At 39.1% G+C, this 20,436-nt stretch carries 14 protein-coding genes; 13 read left to right on the forward strand and 1 reads right to left on the reverse strand.

Translation table 11 applies throughout. The features are described 5' to 3' along the window. The first annotated feature begins 149 nt into the window (after positions 1-149). The 10 genes from NSQ71_RS06225 (at position 150) to NSQ71_RS06270 (ending at position 16,775) form a co-directional block, all read left to right on the forward strand. Positions 150-1,646 (forward strand): TIGR02677 family protein, encoded by a 1,497-nt coding sequence (locus NSQ71_RS06225; RefSeq protein ID WP_339199350.1) that lies wholly within the window; start codon positions 150-152, stop codon positions 1,644-1,646. A 47-nt stretch (positions 1,647-1,693) separates the two neighbouring features. After that, a complete protein-coding gene (locus NSQ71_RS06230; protein ID WP_117017513.1) occupies positions 1,694-2,824 on the forward strand; it encodes a TIGR02678 family protein in 1,131 nt (376 codons plus the stop codon). Beyond that, positions 2,814-6,965, forward strand: coding sequence for a TIGR02680 family protein (locus tag NSQ71_RS06235; protein ID WP_340733374.1), 4,152 nt, complete (start codon positions 2,814-2,816; stop codon positions 6,963-6,965). Before NSQ71_RS06230 ends, NSQ71_RS06235 begins: the two co-directional genes overlap by 11 nt. Positions 6,966-6,977: 12 nt before the next feature. Continuing rightward, positions 6,978-8,270 (forward strand): TIGR02679 family protein, encoded by a 1,293-nt coding sequence (locus NSQ71_RS06240; RefSeq protein ID WP_340733376.1) that lies wholly within the window; start codon positions 6,978-6,980, stop codon positions 8,268-8,270. 249 nt (positions 8,271-8,519) lie between these two features. Further along, on the forward strand, positions 8,520-8,609 hold the full coding sequence (locus tag NSQ71_RS06245; protein ID WP_339195707.1) for an ImmA/IrrE family metallo-endopeptidase: 90 nt from the start codon (positions 8,520-8,522) through the stop codon (positions 8,607-8,609). 448 nt (positions 8,610-9,057) lie between these two features. Further along, positions 9,058-12,303 (forward strand): type I restriction-modification system endonuclease, encoded by a 3,246-nt coding sequence (gene hsdR / locus NSQ71_RS06250; protein ID WP_340733378.1) that lies wholly within the window; start codon positions 9,058-9,060, stop codon positions 12,301-12,303. Continuing rightward, positions 12,304-13,785: a class I SAM-dependent DNA methyltransferase gene (locus NSQ71_RS06255; RefSeq protein WP_340733380.1), complete on the forward strand. Its 1,482-nt coding sequence runs from the start codon at positions 12,304-12,306 to the stop codon at positions 13,783-13,785. Beyond that, positions 13,782-15,230 carry a restriction endonuclease subunit S gene (locus tag NSQ71_RS06260; RefSeq protein WP_339199364.1) on the forward strand — a complete coding sequence of 483 codons (1,449 nt, stop codon included), beginning with the start codon at positions 13,782-13,784 and terminating at the stop codon, positions 15,228-15,230. Before NSQ71_RS06255 ends, NSQ71_RS06260 begins: the two co-directional genes overlap by 4 nt. A gap of 914 nt (positions 15,231-16,144) precedes the next feature. After that, positions 16,145-16,399, forward strand: a complete 255-nt coding sequence (locus NSQ71_RS06265; protein ID WP_327848799.1) for a hypothetical protein — start codon at positions 16,145-16,147, stop codon at positions 16,397-16,399. Beyond that, the gene (locus tag NSQ71_RS06270) at positions 16,389-16,775 is read left to right on the forward strand and encodes a retroviral-like aspartic protease family protein (protein WP_327848800.1); all 387 of its coding nucleotides are present in this window, start codon (positions 16,389-16,391) and stop codon (positions 16,773-16,775) included. The genes NSQ71_RS06265 and NSQ71_RS06270 overlap by 11 nt, the downstream gene beginning before the upstream one ends. Positions 16,776-17,260: 485 nt before the next feature. On the opposite strand, the gene NSQ71_RS06275 is transcribed toward NSQ71_RS06270, so the two are convergent. Beyond that, entirely contained in the window at positions 17,261-18,124 is an 864-nt protein-coding gene (locus NSQ71_RS06275) for an SDR family oxidoreductase (RefSeq protein ID WP_066249957.1), read from the reverse strand. A gap of 1,281 nt (positions 18,125-19,405) precedes the next feature. Between NSQ71_RS06275 and NSQ71_RS06280 the strand changes: the two genes are divergently transcribed. Genes NSQ71_RS06280 through NSQ71_RS06290 form a run of 3 tightly spaced genes read left to right on the forward strand, consistent with a single transcriptional unit; the run spans position 19,406 to position 20,392 of the window. After that, positions 19,406-19,573, forward strand: a complete 168-nt coding sequence (locus NSQ71_RS06280) for a hypothetical protein (protein ID WP_235600397.1) — start codon at positions 19,406-19,408, stop codon at positions 19,571-19,573. Continuing rightward, on the forward strand, positions 19,558-20,019 hold the full coding sequence (locus tag NSQ71_RS06285) for an SRPBCC family protein (RefSeq protein ID WP_066249963.1): 462 nt from the start codon (positions 19,558-19,560) through the stop codon (positions 20,017-20,019). Before NSQ71_RS06280 ends, NSQ71_RS06285 begins: the two co-directional genes overlap by 16 nt. Further along, complete coding sequence (locus NSQ71_RS06290) at positions 20,012-20,392, forward strand: VOC family protein (RefSeq protein WP_066249966.1); 381 nt, start codon at positions 20,012-20,014, stop codon at positions 20,390-20,392. Before NSQ71_RS06285 ends, NSQ71_RS06290 begins: the two co-directional genes overlap by 8 nt. Positions 20,393-20,436: the final 44 nt, after the last annotated feature.

A 20,436-nucleotide genomic window follows, 5' to 3' on the forward strand; every position in this document is an offset into this window, starting at 1 on the left:
GGTTGGCGAACGCTTACAAAACAGATCGTAAAAACGAAATATACCCAAAAAATCAAAACAGCAAAAAAATCCCCATCAAAATCTTGTCTCAATCTCTCTGCAAATCTATTACAATAGAAATAAAAACATAATTCATAAGGTGATGCATAATGGATTCTTCATGGCTGAAGCCGATTTCTGAGGCAAAGTATTTGGCAACGGACAATGCTTATCGCTATCGGGCGATTTTACGATATTTTTATATGCAGCATGAACGAATGCGGCAATATTTGTTTCCTGAAGAAGTATTTGCATTTTTAAAAGAGCATGAGGAGTTTCAGAACTATACGGAAGACGATCTCCAGCAGGATTTAGATCAGCTTGTCAAATGGAAAAACTTAATTGCTCGGCAAGAGACGGTGAATATTCGCACAATCGAAGAATTTAAAAAGAAACGGTTTCGTTATCAATGCAGTCCTTACACGGTTGAAATTGAGAGGATGATCCGCACGTTAGAGAAGCTAGGGGATTCATTCGGAGGATCTTTAGAAAAAACGCGTTTTGACCGTTTATACTCTTCACTCGTTCGAATAGAAAATATTATACAAAACGATTTTCAAGAAAAACGAGAAGAGATTAATCAAATTTGGGAAGAAACATTCGATTATTTCAAAAAAATCATTCAAAATTCTGCGGATTACATCGCTTACCTTAACAGTGAGAACACGGAAGAACGAATGATGTCGGAAGCCTTTCTTGTATATAAAGAAAAATTTACGACATATTTACGCGATTTCATCGTTGCCTTACAGAAAACATCGTTAAAAATTGAAAAGTTGTTGGAAGATATCGCAGAAGATGATGTTCACAAACTAGTCGCAATTGTTGCTGATTATCAAATGACGATTCCTCGATTAGAAGAAATGGAAGTGACGAAAGAACAACTTGAAGAAGATTTATTCGAAAAATGGAAAGGTCTAAAAGAATGGTTTTTAGGCAGAGAAGGACGTGAAAGTGAATTGTATTTTCTTCAGCACCAAACGAATGAAGCCATTCGCCGCATGACCCGGGTCGTGCAAAGGCTGGGGGAACGTCATCACAATTTCCGCAGCCGCAAGAAAGATTTTCTCCATTTAGCAAAGTGGTTTTCCGAGCTTCCGAGTTTAGTAGATGCCCACCGACTATCCTCTGTTGTTTTCGGCTGTTTCCATACAAAGCATCTCATAACAGAGAACGATGCAACAGAAAACTTTTATCGCGATATTTGGGAAGAAGAGCCGACAGAATGGACGGTAAAGCCTCGCGTTCGCCATTACCGTGAAAAGAAAAAGCCGGAAGCGATCGAAACACATGAAAAAGAGAAACAGGAGATGAAGGAGAAATTTTTGCTGGAGAAAAAACGTGAGAAAGAAGAGTTAGAGAACCTCATTCAAGACAATAAAATCGTATTACGAGAGTTGCCGGTGATCGAACCGCACATTCGAAAAACATTGTTAAGCTGGATAGCAAAATCAATGACAAAACAAGACGGAGTCGTAAAAACGGAAAACGGATGGAAAGTGAAAATCTTGCAAAAGGATTCTTCCTCGATTCAATTGAAAGCTGCTGACGGAACACTTACGATGCCGAATTATGAACTTTATGTCCTCGAAAAGGGAGAGATGTAACATTGGAAAAGACGGAGCAAGGGTTTGATGAAAAAGCGAAAGAAGCCATGACAGCCCTGTTTGAAAACTTCTGGATTGTCCGGGAAGAGGAACCAGAGCTTTATCAAAAGATTAGAGAACGTGAAAAAGTATTGAAACGTTACTTGCAAGAAAAGTTTGGATATCGGCTAATCATTCACCGCTATTTTGCAAAGCTCGAGAAAATCCCGGCTGAGCCAGAATCGTGGATGGGTATTCAAGATTTTCAAGATATATTAGATTATGCCCTGTTTTGCTGCTTATTAGCATATTTAGAGAGCAAAGCCGTCGATGAGAAATTTCTTCTGTCCGATTTATGTGAAGAGATTCAAGCGATGTATCCCGGGGAACTGCCAATCGATTGGACGAATTATCAACATCGGAAGTCGCTCATTCGGGTGCTGAGGACGTCGGAGCAAATTGGTATCGTAAAACGCGTCGATGGGGATCTTGAAGGGTTTGCAAATAAAGAAGACCATGAAGCACTCTATGAAGTTCCCGTTGTATCCCGCTATTTTATGAGATCATATCCGAAAGACTTGTTTCAATATGAAACGATAGAGGAGATTTTAGAAGAAGAATGGAAAGCGTCCCCGCAAGACTATCGCCGCCATCGGATATATCGGCAACTATTTTTATCGCCAGCCATTTATCGAAGACAAAAAGACGATCCTGACTTTTATTATTTAAGAAACTTTCGCCATCGCTTGCGGGAAGATATTGAAAAACATACTGATTATCACTATGAACTTTTTAAAAATGCGGCACTTTTAACTTTACCGGAACGTCAAAGCCGCTATACGCTGTTTCCAGATCAAAAAGGTACTTCGGAGATTATTCTTCATTTTTCCAAAATTATTCGCCAGCATCTTGATGTTCACATGCCTGATGAATATGGACAAATCCGCTTAACACCAAATGATTTTTTAGGTCTGTTAAAAAAATGCCGTGACGAATTTTCCGAAGGATGGAGTAAAACATACCGCGACATGACAATCTCTCAGCTTTCTGATGAAGTATTGAGTGCATTAAAGGAGTGGAAAATGGCAGAACGTGAAGCGGAGACTGGGATGATTATTCTCTACCCCCTTTTAGGTCGATTAGTCGGAACATATCCTGATGATTTTCTAATGAAAGGAACGAATGAAGATGACGAGTAAATGGGAGTTATATCGAGCGGGAGTGTTAAATTTTTGGTATTATGATGAAGAATTTTTTCATTTCGCAGACGGAAAACTTCTATTGCGTGGAAGCAACGGCTCCGGCAAATCGGTGACGATGCAAAGTTTTCTTCCGGTTCTGCTTGATGGAAAAAAGAGTCCTGATCGCCTCGATCCGTTCGGTTCCCGAGCTAGAAGAATGGAAGATTACTTGCTTGGGGAAAAAGAACTCGTCGACAGGGACGAACGAACAGGCTATTTATTTTTAGAATATAAGCGAAAAAACTCTGAACAATATATCACAACGGGTATCGGCTTACGGGCAAAACGGCAGAAAAATATGGATTTTTGGGGATTTGTCGTTTTTGACAATCGGCGCATCGGCAAAGACTTGCGTTTATATAAAGAAGAAAAGACAGACGGGAAGACGCAAAAAATTCCTTTAACGAAACGGGAGTTGATCACTGTTATTGGTGAAGGCGGTACGGTTGTTGATTCGCAACGTGAATATATGGAGTTAGTGAATAAACATATTTTTCGATTTGAGTCGCTTGATGCGTTCCACGAATTGATTGAATTACTCATTCAATTACGCAGTCCGAAGCTTTCAAAAGATTTTAAGCCAACTGTGATCTACGAAATATTAGAAAGCTCGCTGCCAGCACTTACAGATGAAGAGCTGCGACACTTGTCAGAAACGATAGAAAATATGGATCAAGCAAAACAACAATTAGAACAGCTTGAAAAAGACGAGAAGGCTCTAAAGCATCTTTGCCAGCATTATTCGACTTACAATGAGTATATGTTGGCTGAGAAAGCGAATGAATATGTAAAATCGGAAAAAAGCTTTAAAAAGTTAGCTGAAGAAAAGAAACAGTTTGTCGCACAACATCGTGAATATGAGGAAACACTTGCGACATTGAAAGAAGAGACTCAACAATTATCGATTGAACAAGAAGTGCTGCGTAAACGGGAACTTGATTTATCCAATCATGAAGTGTTTCAGGCAGAAGAAAAGCGTAATGAAACAGCGGAAAAACTGCAGAATGTAAACAAAGAGCTCAAAAAGAAAGAAAGATTTATAGATGAAAAACGAGAGCAAGAACGGAAAATTGAACAAAACTTAAACATGTATGAAGAACGTTTCGAACAGTTATTGAAAAAGCTAACAGAACAGTTAGAAATGATGCGGAACGATGCGTTAGAAAGCTCTTTTTCCGAGCATACAATCAACGAAGAAGATTTTCAGCGGAACCGAGAATATGAATTTGATTTTACCGTATGGAAGCGGGAAGCTAATGCACATTTTGATCGACTGGAGCAAATTAACGGACTTTGGAAAGAACATGATGAAATTCAATTACGTTATGAAGAAACGTATAAAGAGCTCGGCGAATTAAATAGGGAATTAGACCAACTAAAAAATGAAGAGAAAAAATGGTATGAACTGGTTGAAGACGAAAAATCCCGTTTGCAGGAAAGCGTGTTTGAATGGAGCAAAATGTATCCGGATATAAAGGTGGATGACGAAGCATTTCAAGTATTTTTACAAAGGTTGAATGAGCTATATGAGCGCTATCATTTCGAAGAGGTGAAACAACCGTTTACGAATCAATATTATCAATCTTTAGAATCGTGGAAAGCGGAAAAAATTAAAAAACAACATGAAATGAAATTGATAGAAAATGAAATTCGTGAAACGGAAGAAAAATTACGCTATTGGAAGGAACAAAAAGATCCTGAACCAGAACGAGACATGCAAACGGTGCAAACAAGGGTTTTGTTAAAAGAGAAAGGAATACCTTACGTTCCGTTTTATGCAGCTGTGGAATTTCAGGAGCACGTTTCTGAAGAGTTGCGGGAACGGATCGAATCTACATTAAATCATGCTGGATTGCTCGACGCTTTAATTGTTGAAGCGGATTTAGATATCCAATATGATCGAGTAATCATGCCAAACCCGGCAATGATGGCACACACGCTAGAGGATTATTTAAAACCTGATGTAGAGAATGACTCAGGTGTTTCTAAGGAACGAATCGAAGCGGTATTGCGCAGTATTATCGTATCGGACGAACCGCAAGAAAAGGATTATTTTGTCATAAACGAATCCGGACAATATTCACTAGGACTTTTAAAAGGACATGCCCCTGAAAGGGAAAAGGCAAAGTATATTGGAAGAGCCGCACGGAAACGGCTGCGTCTTGAGAAAATTCAGCAATTTGAGGAAGAATTACAGCTTTTAAACACTCAACTCAGAGAAAAACGAGAGCAGCTGGTAGCCATTGATGAACGAATCCGCCACATTACGGAAGGGTTTCAATTGTTTCCAACTGACAAAAATGTCAAATATGCCTATGACCAGTGGGAGCAAACGAAACTCCTGGCAGCAAGCAAAGAACAAGAAACAGTAAGGAAAAATGAAAAACTCGGACAAATCGCTCGAGAATGGCAGCAAGTGAAAAATACTTTGCGCAACAAGACAGAAGGACTGGACCTTAAGTTTTCAAAAAAAGGGTACGAAGATGCTTTGTCTTATATGAAATCATATTTAAAAGAGTTAAATGACGTACAAATTACTCATGGAAACATTGTGCACACCGATGAAATGATCAAAAATCTAAATGATCAGCTTGAAGCATTACAAAACGAAATAGACGAAGCGAAAGGCGAAATCAATGTTCTTCTCGATCAACAACAGCGGGTATCACTTGAACTTGAGCATATCGAATCGATGTTAACGAAAATGGGAGCGGAACATATTCGCCAAGAGATTCAACAGATTCGAGAACGATTAACGTTTTTAAAAACGGAAATTCCTGAGAAAATTAAGAAGCAAGCAGACATCGGGAATCAACTTTCAAACATGGAAAACAAATTAAGCAGTTTAGAGAGAAAACTGGAATTTGCAAAGGTTCTTGTCCAAGCATGGGAAGAGCTATTTGCCAAAGAATTGGAACGAGGGCTAGTGTTTGTTGACGAAAATGAAACAGGCTCACTTTTGGACAAAGCAATAGACATTTCCAAGAAATATGGTTCTGTATTAAAAGAGAATACACGACTTTCTGTCACCGAACGATTAAACCGAATATTTTTCCAAGAACAACCGAATTTAATCGAATATCGTCCGGCACAGGAACCTGCCGATTGGAACAAACAAAATCCGTTCGTCGAGCTTTCATTAGATGAGGAATCGGAGCTAAAAGCGAACGATTGGAAGGAAAAAGCAGGACGCATCATCATTTTACTAGACTACAAAGGACAACGCGTTACACCATATTATGTATTAAAAGAGATTGAAAAAGATATATTGCTGCAAAAAGAATATATTAACGAACAGGACCGCGAATTGTATGAAGATATTATTTTGAAAACGATCGGGCGAATATTGCGAAGCCGCATACAGCGTGCCGAACGCTGGGTAAAAGATATGAACGCATTAATGGAAAAACGTGATACTTCTTCAGGTCTGACATTTTCAATTCAATGGAAGCCGAAGACCGCGGAAACCGAAGAAGAAATGGACACGAAAGATTTAGTCGAATTGTTGCGAATGAATTCGCGGCTGCTAAAGGAAGAAGATTTGCAGCGGGTTACGATGCATTTCCGCTCAAAAATCAACCGAGCGAGAGAAATGCTTGAAGAACGTGGGCAAGGCAATACGCTTCACCAAGTCATTAAAGAAGTGCTCGATTACCGAAAGTGGTTCTCGTTTACGCTTTATTACCAAAAAACAAATGAACCAAAGCGGGAATTAACGAACCAAAAGTTTTATAAATTTAGCGGCGGAGAAAAGGCGATGGCGATGTATATTCCACTTTTTGCTGCGGCATATTCACGTTATCAAGAGGCTGCAGAGGATGCTCCATATATTATTTCGTTAGATGAAGCGTTTGCCGGTGTTGATGAAAATAACATTCGTGATATGTTTGCTTTAGTCGAAGAGCTTGGTTTTAACTATATCATGAACTCTCAGGCGCTTTGGGGAGACTACGACACGGTACCATCGCTTTCTATTTGCGAGCTAGTTCGCCCGAAAAATGCACCGTACGTTACGGTTATTCGTTATCATTGGGATGGAAAAGTGAAACGACTTGCGTCAAATCCGGACGAAGAATTTACTTTTACATCATCCATATAGGAAGGATGGTTCATGTTGGAACAAAAAGTAGCGGATGCTGTTGAGTTTTTTCGCGGTGAACCTGGCTTTCACCGCCTTTTTTTGCTGATGAAAAAGAAATATCAATCACTCGGGAGAATCGGCGGAACGGTCAAATTAGACGGTTTTTCCTTTGAAGAAAAAGAAGCGCTCGGGGCGTTTTTTGGGAAGGATTTTCATCAAGAATCTACTCCTTCGGTTTCATTAAAAATGTTTGCCGAACAATTAGAGAAAACGCGCTTTGCCGGTATACCGCTCGTTACGTTACTTGAGAATTATTTTGGTGAAGACATTACAACCAATCAAGAGAAGAGGGAAACAGATCGGAAGAAAAAAGAAGAATTTTTTCAAAACCTTATTCATCAATATCCCGAACAAGCAAGGCTTCTGTCTTTTATAGCTGAATCAGCTCCCCAAAACCGCTTTATTCATATCGCCTATTCGCAAGATCGGGAACATTTGGAGACTGTTTTAAAGAATGTGTGCACTGCGCTTCAGCATTTGCCGAAAAAAGGTGATTATGAACGTCTTTCAATTTTTTCACAAAAAGTGCTAAAAGATCCGCACGCATTTGACTTGCATACGTTTCAAGGAAAAGTATTTCTTCATGTACTTCAATTTTACTCTGATCAAGACTATGACTTATCATCAGTCGAGGAAGTCAATGAGCTCCTGCAATCATTTGGCATTTTACGGGAAGATATTTTAAACTTTGTGACATGTGCGGGAATTTTGACAGAAACGGAACAGGGAATTCATTCTGTGTTTGCTTCTGCTGTAAAAACGAATACAGTACTCAATGTGCCATTGCGGGAAATATTGAAGTTAAAACGTGCATATCCTGCTAAGGGGCAGACCGTATTTGTCGTTGAGAACTCAGGCGTATTTTCCGCTTTGTTGGATTTATTTCCTGACGCTTTCCCGCCGCTGATTTGCACAAATGGGCAATTTAAACTAGCGTCACTAATGTTAATAGACTTAATCATCCAAGAAGGTTGTCAAATATATTATTCTGGAGATTTTGATCCTGAAGGACTAAAAATGGCGCAGCGATTAAAGGAGCGGAATCAGGAGCATATTCATTTATGGCATTTCCAATTAGAAGATTACTTAGCGTCATCTCCAGAGGTTTTGCTGTCGGATGACCGAGTAGCGAAACTAGAAACTGTTACGATCGAAGAATTGCAGCCGATCAAAGAGAAAATGCGGGAAATAAAAAAAGCTGGGTATCAAGAAGAAATCCTGAAGAAGCTTTATGAAGATATTTGTCGCCACATGTGGGATTAGGCTGGAAACATGATTTGCGAGTCTGTTCCCATTCGATTTGCTAACAATGTGCGAATGGGACAGGTGGTTACATAGTTAAAGAAAATACACGTTTGGATAGACGTGCTTACTTTTCGAGTTTATATTAACATATTTCATTATTTGAGGTTTTAAGCTTCTTGTTGGTTTTAAATTAACTCGAATGTCTATTTCTTTATTATGATAAGCATGCTCATTTTGGTGCAAGTGGTCCATAATTCCTATGTTGAAATGGAAAGACAAGCGAATTATTTTGCAGCTGCTCTAATATTGCCGAGGAAGCTCTTCCTATACTCATATAAAGCTAGAGGAGTTTATTAATGAAAGAAATTTTGGATGGTTTCTATAAATGCGATGATTGTAAGAAGTTATCATATATGTTTAATAAGTTACAATTCAATACCAATGCCAGCAAAAGCAAATGTACCAAAGGAAATAAAAACACTCAGTTGCCATTAAGTTGGACCGCCAAACTCTAATGGAGAAAAGATTTGAATGTACCAAAACAAGATTAACCTAGATTTAGAAATGTTGCATCAACTCCTTCAAGGAAATTCAAAAAATTTGCGGTTAAAATAAACCAGATTTTACAAGCTCAAGCATCTGAAAGGATCGGATTTGAAATTGGCTAGTATTTTTAGACCCATTCATTTTTACACAATTATACGGACTTAGCTCTATTAAATAGATGTATGACTGGAATGATATATATTGTAAAATTTATGATAAAATAGCACTATATACATGTTCTTATGGGTGAGGTGTGTATATGTCGCACAATTTTCGCTTTTTAGAAGAAAAATGGGAAGTTCTCGCCCGTGTTGGGGAAACGGCAGAACGAAATGTCTATCAAAATCCAAATGTGGCGATAAGTGAGCTTAGAAAATTTGCTGAAACTATAACAAAATATATTTTAGCGTTAGAAGAAATAAAGGAAGAACGCAGAACTGATCAACAGGAGCGTCTGAGAATTCTTTTTTATGAGCAAATTCTGCCGAAGGAAATATATGACTTATTTACGGTCATTCGTTTGAAAGGGAATCAAGCGGTACATAATCCGAGCTATGGTGAAGTAAATGAGGCAAAAGCTTTATTGCATATGGCGTTTCGAATTGCGGTTTGGTTTATGGAAGTGTATGGCGATTGGTCATTTCAAGCTCCAGAATATATCGAACCGACACCGCAAACATCTATATCAGAAGATGAATTGAACCATGTAGTTAAGTCATACGAAGAAAAGCTTGCTCATTTGGAAACAGAGCTTGAGAAGATACGCAAAGAACAGCTATATATTAGCAATGAAGAGAAACAAAAACGACGTGAGTACTCACAACGCGCCGTTGCCAACTTTGAATTGACGGAAGCAGAAACCCGTATTCTTATTGATCAGCAATTGCGTGATGCTGGCTGGGAGGCTGATTCAGAAAAGCTGCGTTTCTCAAAAGGAGTTCGTCCGGAAAAAGGAAAAAACATGGCGATTGCGGAGTGGCCTTTAAAACATGGTTACGCTGATTATGCTTTATTTATTGGCCCCGAGCTAGTAGGGATCATTGAAGCGAAACGTGCTAGTAAAGATATCCCGTCTGACATTGAGCAAGCAAAAGAATATGCAAAACTTATTGTTCGGCATGGTCATGAAGTGATCCATGAACCATGGGGAGATTACTATGTTCCATTTTTGTTCGCAACCAATGGCCGCCCCTTTTTAAAACAGCTAGAACAAAAGTCAGGCATTTGGTTTTTAGATGCGCGGAAATCAACGAATCACCCGCGACCACTTCAAGGATGGTACACTCCTCAAGGACTGAAAAATCTATTAGAAAAAGATACGGAACGTTCGGAACAATTTTTGCGTGATGAAAAATTTGATTATCTTAAATTACGAGACTATCAAGTCAAAGCTATTCAAGCGGTCGAAAAAGCATTGGAAGAGAAAAAACGCAACATTTTAATCGCCATGGCAACCGGAACAGGGAAAACAAGAATGGCGATTGGTCTCATTTATCGATTGATCAAAGCAAAGCGTTTTAATCGTATATTATTCCTTGTCGACCGAAAAGCTCTTGGAGAACAAGCGGAAAGCGCTTTTAAAGAAAGTAAGCTGGAAAATTTCCATACGTTCACTGAAATTTATAGCTTACAATCGTTATACGATCAAAAACCAGATGATGAAACAAAAGTACATATCGCTACCGTACAAGGAATGTTAAAACGCATTTTCTACAACGAGAAAACAGAAGACATTCCATCGATTGATCAATATGATTGCATTATTGTCGATGAAGCCCATCGAGGCTATACACTAGATAAAGAGATGAATGACATAGAAATTGAAATAAGAGATCACAATGATTATGTAAGCAAATATCGAAAAGTACTTGATTACTTTGATGCCGTTCGCATCGGTTTAACAGCAACTCCTGCGCTGCATACTACAGAAATTTTTGGACCGCCGGTTTTCACTTATTCTTATCGTGAAGCAGTCGTCGATGGATATTTAGTCGACCATGAACCACCATATCAATTTGAAACGGTATTAAAAAAGGAAGGAATCGCTTGGGCCAAAGGTGAAAAGGTCGACGTATATGATGCGGTTTCCGGCACAATTTCACAAGAATACCTTGAAGATGAAGTGAATATTGAGGTTGCACATTTTAATACAAAAGTTATCACAGAAAGCTTTAATCGTGTTATTATACGAGAGTTGACGAATTATATTTCTCCTGACGATGAAGGCAAAACATTGATATTTGCAGCGACAGATGATCACGCAGACTTAGTCGTACGTCTTTTAAAAGAAGAATTTGAAAAAGTATACGGTGAAGTCGAAGACAATGCGATTATGAAAATTACAGGCTCCATTAAAGACCCATCAGGTGCGATTCGACGCTTTAAAAATGAAAAATATCCAACTATTGTTGTGACGGTGGATTTGCTAACGACAGGTGTCGATGTTCCAGCAATTACAAATCTCGTCTTCTTGCGCCGCGTTCGCTCTCGGATTCTTTATGAGCAAATGCTAGGCCGAGCAACGAGAAGATGTGAAGAAATCCGAAAAGATCACTTTAATATTTTCGATGCGGTTGGAATCTATGAGTCTTTAAAACCATATACAAGCATGAAGCCTGTTGTCACTCGACCAAATATTTCACTGACTCAATTAGTAGAAGAATTAGAAGGTTTAGATAAAGAAGAACACCTTCAACATCAACAAGAACAAATTATAGCCAAAATCCAACGAAAAAAACGCCAATGGTCAGAGAAGCAGCACCAAGACTTTAAAGTATTATCTGGTGGAAAAACAGTTGATGAATTTATAGATTGGGTAAAAAACTTGAATCCTGCTGAATTAACTGGACAGTTAAAAGAGTATAAATCGATGTTCCGTTATATGGATGAAAATCGCTATCGGGAAAATAAACAATATATTTCCACGCATGAAGATGAACTTATTGGAGTTAAACGCGGATATGGAAATGCGGAAAAACCGGATGATTATTTACAATCATTTGGAGAGTTTATCCGAAACAATATGAACAAAATCCCTGCGCTAATGATTGTATGTCAACGTCCAACTGAATTAACGAGAGAAGAGTTAAAGAAATTGTTGCTTGAATTGGACCAAAAAGGTTTTTCCGAGAAAAAATTACAAGCAGCTTGGCGCGAGGCGAAAAATGAAGACATCGCAGCGGACATCATCGCCTTCATCCGCCAGCAAGCGTTAGGCGATCCGCTTATTAGTCATGAAGAACGAATTAAACACGCCATGAAGAAAATTTACCAAATGAAAGCATGGCCGCCTGTTCAAAAGAAATGGCTGGAACGTATTGAAAAGCAATTACTGCAAGAATCTGTTCTTCATCCGGACCCTGAAAAGGCTTTTGAATATGAACCTTTTAAGAGCCGTGGAGGCTTTAAACAATTAAATCAAATTTTCGATGGACAATTAGCACAAATTGTTCGCGAAATTAATTATAATTTGTATAACTATCACCAAAAGAAGGAGCAAGCGTAGATGAACAACAGAGAAATCGTCCAAAAACTATGGAATTTATGTAACGTTCTTCGTGATGACGGCATTACGTATCACCAATATGTGACAGAGCTAACATATTTGCTGTTCTTAAAAATGATGAAAGAAACCGGTCAAGAATATATGATTCCTGAAAAATATCGTTGGGATTCGTTAGTAGAAAAAGACGGGATCGCACTTAAAGAGCATTATCAACAGCTGTTGCTTGATTTAGGAAAAGAGGAAAATGAATTATTAAAACAAATTTATACAGATGCGACATCTAATATTAGAGAACCAAAGAACCTAGAAAAAATTATTCAATCGACCAATAACTTAGATTGGTACAATGCGAAGCAAGAAGGATTAGGGGATTTATACGAAGGGCTGTTAGAAAAAAACGCGAGCGAAGTGAAATCGGGAGCGGGGCAATATTTTACGCCTCGCGTCCTTATTGATGTTATTGTCGAACTTGTCAATCCTCAGCCGGGCGAACGCTGCCATGACCCTGCTGCGGGAACATTCGGCTTTATGATCGCGGCAGATCGCCATGTTCGTAAACAAACCGATGATTATTTTGACTTATCTCAAGAAGAAATCGAATTTCAAAAATACAAGGCATTCTCAGGAGTAGAGCTTGTCAGAGACACGCATCGTCTAGCGGTCATGAATGCGTTGCTTCATGATATTCATGGGGAAATCTTGTTAGGCGATACCCTCTCTTCACTAGGTGAAAGTTTGAAAAATTTTGATATGATTTTAACGAATCCGCCTTTTGGAACAAAAAAAGGCGGCGAGCGGGCAACACGAACTGACTTCACCTTTACAACATCGAACAAACAGTTGAATTTCTTGCAGCATATTTACCGCGCTCTCAAGGCAAACGGCAAAGCTCGTGCCGCGGTTGTCCTTCCAGATAACGTCTTGTTTGAAGGCGGAGTCGGCGCTGACATTCGCCGGGACCTAATGGACAAATGCGATTTACATACGATTTTACGCTTGCCGACAGGGATTTTCTATGCCCAAGGGGTGAAAACGAACGTCTTATTCTTCACCCGAGGGAAAACAGATGTCGGCAATACAAAAGAAGTATGGGTGTACGATTTACGCACGAATATGCCTTCCTTTGGCAAACGGAATCCGCTAACGAAAGAACATTTTGAAGGATTTATCAAGGCTTATACGGCAGAAGATCGCAGCCAAGTCAAAGACGAGCGCTGGAATGTATTCACACGTGAAGAAATTGCGAAAAAAGGCGACAGTTTGGATATTGGGCTAATTGCTGATGAATCCTTGTCCGTCTACGAAAACCTGCCGGACCCAATCGAATCTGCAGAAGAAGCGGTGGAAAAATTAGAACTAGCGATTTCGTTACTAAACGAAGTCATTGCCGAGTTAAAAGCTGTCGAACAACCTAACACCTACCAAACAGATTTTAAAGAAATGCTAAAAGTCGCAGAAACATCTGAGGTGCTTGAAAAATGAGCAAAAAGAAACAAAAATCGATAGAAGAACTACTAGAAGAAGCATTAGTGCCGGAAGAAGAACAGCCTTATAAAGTGCCGGAGAATTGGGCATATTTTTACTTCACTTCAATATTAGATATTCAGGGCGGAACACAACCTCCTAAAAGTCAATTTATAAATGAACCAAAAGAAGATTATATAAGACTAGTTCAGATCAGAGATTTTGCGTCAGATGATTATTTGACATATATTCCATACACAAGTAAGTTAAGATTAATTGAAGAAGAAGACATCTTAATAGCAAGGTATGGAGCTTCAATTGGCAGGATTTTAACAGGACTAAGCGGTGCATACAATGTTGCATTAGCTAAAGTAGTTTATCCAAAAGAACATATTTATAGAAAATACTTATATTGGTTATTACAAACAGAACATTTTCAAGGACCTTTGAAAATGATCTCTCGTTCAGCCCAAGCAGGATTTAATAAAAATGATTTGTCTAACATTAAATTACCATTACCTCCTTACAATGAACAAAAACGCATTGCTGAGAAGATTGAGCGGCTTTTTGCGAAAATTGATGAAGCGAAGTGGTTAATTGAAGAAGTAAAAGGGTCGTTTGAACTTCGCTGGGAAAGCATTTTAGACAAGGCATTTCGAGGAGAGTTAACTAAAAAATGGCGGTCTAAGAGCTCAATCATTAAAAGTGCTGATGATATTTTTAAAGAAATTCAAAATGTCTATAAAAAAAAGAACAAAAGAGATGAATACGAAATTAATCCACCTTTTCCAATCCCTCAAAATTGGAGATGGGTTAGATTAGGTGATATTGTCGATATTAACCCAGCTAGGAAGAAATTAGAGGATATTGAAGATATTCAAAGTTGCTCATTTATTCCTATGCCTTCTGTAAATGATAAAACAGGTGAAATAGAAAATCCAGAGATTAGGAAGTATGCTGAAGTCAAGAAAGGTTATACATTTTTCCTTGAGAATGACATTCTTTTTGCCAAAATAACTCCATGTATGGAAAATGGAAAAACTGCCATTGCTCATAATTTAATAAATGGTTTTGGATTTGGATCAACTGAGTTTCACGTGATTAGAACAAACCCTTATATTAACACTAAGTTAATATATTACTTACTCCGATCTAAAAAATTTAGGATGGAAGCTAAAAAGGAAATGACAGGAGCAGTAGGACAACAACGTGTACCTAAATCATTTTTAGAGAATTATTTATTTCCATTGCCACCAAAAGCAGAACAAGACAAAATTGTTGAGTTATTAGATCATTTACATGTTAAAGAAGTCGAAATTAGTAAAATAGAGGCATTAGAAGGAGAAATAGATTCACTACGTCAATCTATCCTTAACAAAGCCTTCCGCGGCGAGCTTGGTACGAACGATCTAACCGACAAACATGCGATTGAGTTGTTAAAGGAAGTGTTAAAATCTAAATAAAATATTTATGTAGGAGGGGCTGTCTAATAAGTCGTTTTTTGGCTTATTGACGGCCCCCCTTTTATGTTTTAGAAACGTTGATATATCGATGTTTATGATTTTTTGTTATCAATAGGGATTTGACTTTCTGGACAGCCCCTCTTTTTTCATTGCGCAAAGTTGTGAAGCGGGATAGTACACTCATTCAACATTGTCTTCGTCATTCTGTTATTTGTACTACGCATATTAACTACAACAGACCACATACTTACTTTCTTGCTAACACATTTGCTAACGTAATTATTTTTTTAAGTTAAATTTAATGAACGGAGTTAATTTTCAACAGCTAAAAAACCTTGATAAATCAAACTTCTTTTGCATATAATTTACAGGCTTTCTTATTCAAGGAGAACGAAAATAGGGAGAACGCTGGATTTTTGAACTTCCCCTCCTCATTGTCCGATCTGCCCGACTTGCTTCGGACGGACAACTAACATGTCATCGAAACGAAAACAATGGATTCATGGCTATACTGGGTTGAGCTTTCCATAGAAAGACATCGCTGCCAAGCCTGTTTCCTTACAGTTACTGTTTCCTATCCGGGGCTTCCGTCTCACAGTATCGCAACGGAATCGTTTCAATATTGTGGGTCGCCCAGTTACGTATCGGAAAAACGATTCAAGAAGTCGCTCGCTTGTTATAACTCGCTTACACAACAGCAGAACGCTGGTTTTATCAATATACTCCGACTCTTTGACCAACATCGAATCCTACAAGTAGTATGTACGATCGTTAAATGCATAAATGTAAAACATTCGGCGAAATGAATTTTTATCTTTCCGCTAGTGATGCATATTGCATCAGAGGTGCCTATTCTTTTTTCAGTTTTCGGGTAGTGATATAATCAATTAAAAGAACAAGTTGAGGTGATGGAGATGGAATGGCAGGAAGTGCGTTCACTGTATCCGAACCAATTTGTGAAATTACAGGTATTGAAGTCTCATTTACAGGGTGATCAGGAGATTATTGAAGAGGTGGCTGTCATTGAAACGGTTTCGGATGAGGATGCAACTCGTGAGTTACTGCAATCAAAAGGGGATCAGCTTGTTTATCACACTAGTCACAAGGAGATTGTCTTAAAAGTTCGTGGAACGATTGGTCTGAGGGGAAATTTTCGTTATGCAGATTGAATATCGTGATGGGTTGTTGTTTACATCGATAGAAATTGTTTATCAAGGAAGGTCTAAGTTGATTGATAATATGGTCATTGATACTGGTGCTGTCAAAACACTGATTTCTCAAAATGTAGTAGAGGATATTAATTTACGAGTAGAGATGGGCGATCATATTGTTACTTATTACGGAATCGGAGGAAAAGAGCACGCATTTACGAAGAAATTGGACTCTATTAAATTAGGTTCTTTTCAACTGAGAGAGTATGAGATTGATTTTAGTGGGATGGACTATGAAGGGATTAACGGTTTGTTAGGATTAGATATATTGCTAGACGCTGGACTTGTTCTAGACCTAGACAAATTAGAAATGTACCGTTCCGGTCCAAAATAAAGGATAGGTGTCTGTGATTCAAAAAAGAATTCGTGCCACTGTGCATCATCCGAAATATGTCAAAGTGCGGTAGATATCAGTAAAGAGAGCCTTTGATAAAATCATCCGACTCTTTTTTTGATTTATATTCAGAAAATTCTGTTTAAAATTCCGATCTTTTTCCTCTTCATTCCGCATTTAGCAATTGGTGAAGTAAAGATTCACTGACTTCGAAATCTGAATTATATTGAAATACCTAATCACAACATCTTCTGTTAACACTAAGTCAAATATGATTATACTTGCAACCATCTTTATCCTGTTCAATTAAAAACTCGAAACGGAATGTCCGTCCCGAGTTTTTAATTGAGCTTGATTCCTAAAAGTTTAAGCTATGTCACTCTTGACATCTCTTGTTTTTTTGCTACCGAACTAAGATAAAGCAGGTCATGAGTTTGCAGCCATTGGATGTTCTGTTTTTTCATTTTATGTCATTTGGTCAATTTTTAATTTTTCAGGGCTTGTTTTACGGTTTCCTTCAGAGGGGTCAAGGATCCGATCAGTTTTTGCAGATCATCTGATGTTTTGGACGCTTCTCCTTTGGAAATCGCGTCATAGATCGCTGCCGTAATTTCAGCAAACGGCTCAGGGACACCAGCGTTTACGAGGAAATTTTTCTCTTCTTCGAATGAGACAGGCTGATGCACGACTTTTTTGCCGGAAACCTCGGAGAGAATTTGGGCAAGTTCATCAAAGGTCCACGGTTGATTGGAAACAAGGTTATACGTTTTGTTTTCATGCCCTTCCTCTGTTAGCACCGTTGCGGCAGCCAAAGCAAGTTCATTGCGTGTTACTGAATTAACGATCCCGCTTCCCGCATTCGTAACAATTGCTCCAGATTCTATGGATGCGCGCAGCCCCTCATTTACAAAAAAGTCCGTATATAAGGCATTACGCAGGAAAGTATACGGGGTATTGGTCGTACGGATGGCATATTCCGTTGCTAAATGAACGTATGCAAGGGGAATTAATGACTCCTCAGCAAAGGCATACCCTGTGTAAGCAATATGTTTGACTCCCGCATCTCTGGCAGCTTTTACGACATTTGCATGTTGAACGATACGAAGCGTATTATCAGAATCCGGACCTGAGATAAAGAGCAGCTTGGAGACACCTGCAAAAGCCTTTTGAAGAGATTCCGGTTGATTATAGTCGCCATGGCGAACTTCCACGCCTTGATCGGCAAGAGTAGAGGCTTTTTCAACATTACGCACGATGGCAATGATTTGACTGGCGGGAACTTTTTTGAGCAAATGTTGAATCACAAGCCCACCGAGTTGACCAGTAGCACCAGTAACCGCAATTGACATAAACATTTCTCCTTTTTTTCTAAAGATTTTTTGAATAAATAACATCATCTAGGTGGCGAAGCCAAAAATAAACGAAGGCGGCCGCAATTAAAGACTGGATTGAGGAATGACTGTTTATTATGTATTTCGGCCATTCTTGCCCACCATTATAATTGCATCAGAAATGTAAATCAAATCTTATGCCTGTGCTGCTAAACAAGGTGAACGCCTCCTATCATTTTTGTCGCGCCTATCATAGATAAGGCCGTGCAATCAAAATTCTTACAAGTCAACTCCTCTTTTTAGCTTTTTAATAGTTTGCCCCTGTTGTTCAACTCATGAAAAAGTTATTTTCTCTTTCCCTAAACTAGATAAACCTATGATGCTTCGTGTTTTTTTTATATATGATAGAGATTTTTTGTCCTCTTAAACAGTTTTTGTTACATTCACATAAGGACAGGGGATCTGGGGTAAGTTCTTAAATTGAGGAAAAAATACTCCAAAACAACGGTTTAATATTCTGAATTTTCTGTTAAAATGTAGGTGAGCAATTCATAAAATTTTTTGAAGGAGAGGGCTCAACATCAGATTGCCGATCCATATTGAAATCGGTGGAGGTATTGAAACGGGGAGCTTTACTGAAAATATAGCTGAAAGCGACAAATCGATGGAAGTCTTTCAAAATCGTAAGTTATAGATCTTCTAGATAAACCTGATCCGGTTTTACGAAGTTTACAGGGGAGCCGATTGCCACTTGCCCTTTTTGTGGTGAGTTACATGTCTATTTCGATAATCCTGATTCGGTTTATTTTACGAAGTTAGTTGGAGTGAGGATTTCCATTGGTTCTCAATGTCGTATGCTATAAGTCTATTTCGATGATTCTGATTTGTTTTTACGAAGTTTGCAGGGGCAAGGATTTCTATCGGTTCTCTTTGTCATGAGTTATAAGTCTATCTCGATAATCCTGATTCTGTATATTTTGTGAAGTTTGAAGGGGCTACGATTCCTACTTGGACTCTTTGTCCCTTGAGGTTGGTGATGGCAGAAATGCAGAGCATCCGTTCGTTCATTTTGTCTGATGGAAAGAAAAAGGTTTGATCATTTAATAGAGTGATTATCCTCAAATAATGACGAAAAAGCTGGCTGCATCCAATACAAATGAACGGCCTCATCCAACTGACTTATTTGCATAGTTGCGAAGTACAACCTGTCGTGCAGTATCCATGCCGCTCAGGATGCCGTCAAAAAGATTTTGATCCTATCGTGTTTCTTTTTTCACTGAAAAGAGGGGAGGAATGAAAATGCCAGGGGCCGTTTTTCGACAGGCTGTTCAGGATGCGACGGGAATTACCTGGGAAGAATGGGTTGCCACCTTGAAACAGGCTGTGGATCCTTCTTGGTCTCACGAACATATGAAGGAGCACATATGCGAACAATTTCAGGTGTCGGATGAATGGGGGAATGGCTGACCGTCAAGTATGGACAGCTGCTCGGCAGGATTCCTGTTGGTGTCACCAAAGATGCGGGCGTTCAAATCGGCGTCCGAAAAACGATAAAGGTGGAGAAGGAAAAGGTTTGGGACTATTTGACTTCGCCGCATGGCTTGCTCTTATGGATCGGGGACGTCTCCGAGTTTCGGCTGCAAAAGGGTTACGAATTTAAATCTAAGGAAGGTATCTGCGGGAAACTTACGGTAGTTTTGCCATTTCGAAAGCTCCGCATGAAATGGAAACTTCCGGAATGGGAAAAGCCTTCCCGGCTTCAATTGTATTTGCTGCCCACGGATTCGGGCAAAACGACGATCGCCATCCATCAGGAAATGCTGGATGATGTCTATGTAAGAGAATTGATGAGACGCTTCTGGGCAGACAAGCTGGAGCAAATTAAAAATTATTTGGAGGGGCGCAATGAATAGATACAGTCATATCGATTTAAGAGTAAATTCATGGGAGAAAGTGCGCACGTTTTATGAGAATCTTCTTCCTGCATTGGGTTTTACCCGCACTTTCCATTCGGAAAAATGGAAAGTGTTTGCAGCGGAGGGAGAGCTTCCGAGCGTTCCTTATTTCGCTATCACGGAAGATCCCAATCATAAGCCAAACGAGAATTTGATCGGGTTTTGGGCGCATGACCGGGAGGAGGTGGACCGGATTGCAGAGCTTGTAGTTCGATATGGGGGCACCATCGACAGCGGCCCCTGGCAGTTCCCGATCAGCCCGACTTATTATGCGGTTTATTTTCAGGATCCTTGCGGAAACAAGTATGAAATGGTCCACCGATTAAATTGATTCAGCACCCGTTGTTGCCCAGCCGAAACCTTTTCTTGCTGCTA

Origin of the sequence: Aeribacillus sp. FSL M8-0235, from assembly GCF_038000355.1 — a bacterium.
Classification (GTDB): Bacteria; Bacillota; Bacilli; order Bacillales; family Aeribacillaceae; genus Aeribacillus; species Aeribacillus composti.